Source organism: Sphingobacterium sp. UBA6317 (assembly GCF_002440385.1).
Lineage (GTDB): Bacteria > Bacteroidota > Bacteroidia > Sphingobacteriales > Sphingobacteriaceae > Sphingobacterium > Sphingobacterium multivorum.
The window spans coordinates 1-4,278 of record NZ_DJTD01000040.1 but is presented as its reverse complement, the minus strand read 5'-3'; the positions used below and the strand labels follow the sequence as shown (position 1 = coordinate 4,278).

Genomic DNA, 4,278 nt, shown 5'->3' with positions numbered 1-4,278 from the left:
CACCAAAATTGACGAAGAACCAGTATCACCGAAATAGATAGGCTAATGTCTCGTCCTAAAAAAACTTTACAGATTTAACCATTAGTCCTAGAAAGATCTTACAGGTGTTATTTGGTAATCCTGAAAATCCTTTACAAGTATACAAACTCCTTCTTTCATCTAAAATATCTTTTCAAATTACTTTTTCAGTAGACGTTAACTTTCTTGGATAACGCTTCCATCGCTTTTTGATTTCGCCGTTATGAAAATGCGCTCCTTCCGGCGTTCGGAAATCCAAGCTGGCATGCGGACGTTGACTGTTATATATCCTGATGATCTTGTCAATATTCTTAGAAGCATCTTTATGATTCTGGTAAACCCGTTTGGGATAGAATTCGTTTTTCAGGATCCCGTTTACCCGTTCGGCCAGAGCGTTATCGTAGGGACTGCCGTTTTGGGTCATGCTTATAGCGACTCCATAACGTTGAAGCATTTCGGTATACTCGTTGCAGCAGTACTGGATCCCACGGTCCGAATGATGGATGAGGTAGAAGGGAGACACATGCTTCCAGTTAGATATCGCCATCTCCATGCCCTTAAACAGCCCGTCGCCTCAAGAGTGGGATGTAATGCATATCCAACAATCTTTCGGGAGTACGCGTCGGTGATGAGGCTGAGATAACTGAAGCCCTGTACCGTCCTGATGTAAGTAATGTCGCTTACCCAGAGCTGTTCAGGTCCCGTGATGATAAGTTCTTTTATCAGGTTAGGGTATCTCTTAAAGATATGGTTGGAATCTGTGGTGCGGACTATGCGCTTGCGCCGCCTGATCAACAGGCCATGGAACCGAAGTAAATTGAACAGCTGATCGCGCCCCATTTTTATACCGTGTTCGATCAGCCGTGGTTCGAGAACGTGAAGCAGCTTCCTTGTCCATAACAATGGCATCTGTATCCGAATTTCCTTTACCAGAGTCAGGACGACCATTTTTGCTATCGTTGTTTTTTCCGCATAGCGGATAGCGTCGTAATAAGCCTGTCTAGTGACGCCAAACAGTGCACAGAGATCTCCCAGACTTATGTGGGGATGGCTCTGCCTCATTCTTTTGACCGTTTGGCACCAAGCTTTTTTCTGATCTTGATCTTGAGTTCCTCTTCACTAACCTGGATCATGGTCTGCAGTCCTTCAATCTTTAGGTTGGCTTTTTCCAAAGCTTTCTGTAGATCTATCACCTGTTTAGAGAGCGCCTTTACTTTTGAGGTTTCATTTGGTTCCTTCATCGGCTTTTGAATCGGTCTTATCAAAGGAAGCAAAGAATCCTGAATAACCCAACTATTAATTGTATTTCTACTTATACCATAAATTTTAGCCGCTGTACGATGACTGTGAAAACCTGATTTTATCTCACCAACGATCTTGCGCTTTACTTCTTCTGAATACGATGTACCCCTCTTTTTGAATGGCTGTTTAACACCATTTTTTGGAACTTTTCCCATGTCCTTTACAATTTTGGTGTAAAGCTATTTCAGGACAAGACAGTTTTCCTAATCCTGAAAAAATTGTCGGGTACTTATATAAGCGGCTTTTGACAGCATTTATTAAAGATTATGTTTGTGCTATTTTAAATAATCTTTATTTAATACGTATTCTTCAAATACTTGAATCACATAGCTACAATAACTACTTATCTCATTATATCTATTGTATAAGTCATTCATCGTTACACGACTTCCAATTTCTGACGAGGTAGTGTTCCCATGTGCAATGGCGTTTCTATTGTCAACAATATCTTTGAGTCTTCCTCCAATTGAAGGAAGATTTAAGATTGGAGAATTAATACAAAATGTTTTCCAAATGCTTTCTAATTGCTTATATCTTATGTTTTTGCCGTCTGTCGGAATTAAATCGGTTATTATTTGACTTATGGAATTATCGCGTATTTTCTCGAATAAGCTCCATCGACAATCCCAATTTCGAGCTTTTACATTGGCAAGGCTATCAAATTCGGAGTTGAGAGCCATAGTTAGAAGCAATGGTTGTAAATCATTAATATTTACGTTTTCATTATTTATTAATATTATGGTTCTTTTTATACAAGACGTTATGGTAAATTCAAATACTCCATATATATGAACATAAAATAATCCTTTTGCTGTCAAAAGATTGTTAGGTGTAGGTATCGGTGGAGAGGGAATTAGGGAATTAATTAAATCTAAAAAATCCCTCACTTCTACTAACCTAGACGCGGAATCTGTCTTTAAATCTGTGAACATTTATTCTCTTGAGAACTTCTCTTTACAATATTCAATTCTACCTTTTACCTTAGATTTTGTGTTAGTTGCTCCAGTAGTATATTTTCTTAGATCGTCGGAAACCATCCATTCTGCGATACCATTTAAATTTAAATTACCTTTATCTCTTATTGCAAGAGCTGCTCCCACTGCAACGCCTTCAAATAAATTTACAGGTGTTGTTTTCTGTTTACGCGATATTCCGTTTTCAAGAGTTGATAGTTGGTCAAATACTTTTTTAAATATTGTTTCATTTATTTTGTAATCAAAATTGTTTGATTTGCCAGCGAACATCATATAATCATTTAAAAAGTCAACAACGCTATGGTCGAAATTTTTATAATTATTTAAGAAAGCGAAAAATCGAAGTACAAATTCTTCTCTTGTTCCATCCATTTCCATTGATTTGGTTAAAATAACTGTTTTCTTAAAACTCTCATAAGTGCTCAGTTCCTTTATGAAATCGTTGAATTTACCCCTATAGATACAACTGCGTATTTCTTGATCAGTTAAACTCACTCCACCAGTATTTAGTCTTTCGAATAAATCAAATCTTACACTTAAATCACTTTTATCACTTAATGTTATAACTTTAAGTGGTTTTAATAAGAAATCTAGCTGGATTGTTCTTGGGAGATCACTGAATTTCTTTCCGTTAAAAGTTGTTAGTTTATTTAAATCAGATAATTTTAAATTAGATATTTCTTCGGTATTAGTTTCTTGGAGTTTTTTAATAACATTTTCGTTACCGCAGAATCTTATGATCGAACTCAGTCTTTGTACTCCATCAATCAATTCCCATGTATTATCTGAATTTGTTGCCATAAATAAACTAGGAATAGGAATACCTAAGAAAATTGATTCCACTAAATTTGATTGTCGATCATTTTTCCATCTAAATTGTCGTTGGTATTCCGGGGCGATATCAATTATCCCGTCGTCAAACATACTTACTAGTTCTTTTACAGAAAGATCAAACGTATTAAAGTCTACCTTTCTTTTTTGTTCATTTAACTGAGAGTCGAAATCCATAATGCTTTAAAATGGTTAATTTTCAAATTTACAAAAAATAGTGTATTGCACTTAGCAGATTTCCATCTTGTTTAAAAATTTATTATACTCAATATTTATAGTTTGTTTTTAATCATACTACATCTAACTAAATAGATGTGAATTATACTTTTACAAAAACCATCTATTATATATTTTATAGAATGTCTTTGATTAGCATTTGATGGGTTGGTTCGTTCCAATATTGAAAAGGTGAACATTGAACTAATAATTTTAATTATTTCATGTTATTTTGGAGAAATCTAAAAGATCATTTGGTGTAACTTTAAGTGCGTCAGCTAATTGGGTTAGAATAAATGCAGTTGGATTTGCTCCTTGGCGCTCATATCGATTAATAAATTGTTTGTCTTTATTAATTATTGATGCTAATTCACCCTGCTCAATTCCTTTTTCAACTCTAAGTTGTTCAATACGTTGTCCCAGTTTAATGCGAAATTCTTTTTGTTTCTGATCCATCTTCTCAAAATCGATATATTAAGAAAAAAATGGTCAACAAATTTGTTTACTATAGCTTTGTTTTGTATCTTTGCTACCATCACATACGATAATAAAATATGAAATAGATAATAGAAAAATATTAAAAATATAGATATTCAAAAGTCTTGCTCTCCATTCTCAGGCCAAGTGGCAAGGCAGCAGAAATATCTCACGCTTTCAATGGAAAATGCTACTTTTGCATTTAATTCATTGAAGTGTGGGGCTGCTGTTTACCCAATGCGACTTTAGGCCTGAGAATCTTTTGGAGTATGGGATGCAGCCCCCTCTTTATGTTGATTGCTACCCTGCAAGACTCGTTACCAATAAAACGAGTTATGAACAAAAAACAACAATCAAAAAACATCATCACAGCCCCCGAGTAGCTCGGCTGGTTTGGCCAAATTAGATTTGGCTTCTCTTTGCCATGGAGTGCGTAACGCCAATATTATACACCTTTGTG

Annotated in this window: 6 protein-coding genes; all 6 read right to left on the bottom strand. The window is 35.4% G+C overall.

What is annotated here, in order from left to right; all coding sequences use genetic code 11:
* Nucleotides 1-172 precede the first annotated feature (172 nt).
* The 6 genes from B3E92_RS12835 to B3E92_RS12810 all read right to left on the bottom strand — a co-directional run bounded on the left by B3E92_RS12835 (nucleotide 173) and on the right by B3E92_RS12810 (nucleotide 3,797).
* The gene (locus B3E92_RS12835; protein ID WP_286897111.1) at nucleotides 173-442 is read right to left on the bottom strand and encodes an integrase core domain-containing protein; all 270 of its coding nucleotides are present in this window, start codon (nucleotides 440-442) and stop codon (nucleotides 173-175) included.
* A gap of 2 nt (nucleotides 443-444) precedes the next feature.
* The gene (locus B3E92_RS12830; RefSeq protein ID WP_286897109.1) at nucleotides 445-966 is read right to left on the bottom strand and encodes a DDE-type integrase/transposase/recombinase; all 522 of its coding nucleotides are present in this window, start codon (nucleotides 964-966) and stop codon (nucleotides 445-447) included.
* A gap of 110 nt (nucleotides 967-1,076) precedes the next feature.
* Nucleotides 1,077-1,475, bottom strand: a complete 399-nt coding sequence (locus B3E92_RS12825) for a transposase (RefSeq protein WP_112375785.1) — start codon at nucleotides 1,473-1,475, stop codon at nucleotides 1,077-1,079.
* Between the two features lie 120 nt (nucleotides 1,476-1,595).
* On the bottom strand, nucleotides 1,596-2,252 hold the full coding sequence (locus B3E92_RS12820) for an MAE_28990/MAE_18760 family HEPN-like nuclease (protein ID WP_112375786.1): 657 nt from the start codon (nucleotides 2,250-2,252) through the stop codon (nucleotides 1,596-1,598).
* Entirely contained in the window at nucleotides 2,253-3,302 is a 1,050-nt protein-coding gene (locus tag B3E92_RS12815) for a DUF262 domain-containing protein (protein ID WP_172462468.1), read from the bottom strand.
* 261 nt (nucleotides 3,303-3,563) lie between these two features.
* Entirely contained in the window at nucleotides 3,564-3,797 is a 234-nt protein-coding gene (locus B3E92_RS12810; protein ID WP_112375788.1) for a helix-turn-helix domain-containing protein, read from the bottom strand.
* Between the last annotated feature and the right edge of the window lie 481 nt (nucleotides 3,798-4,278).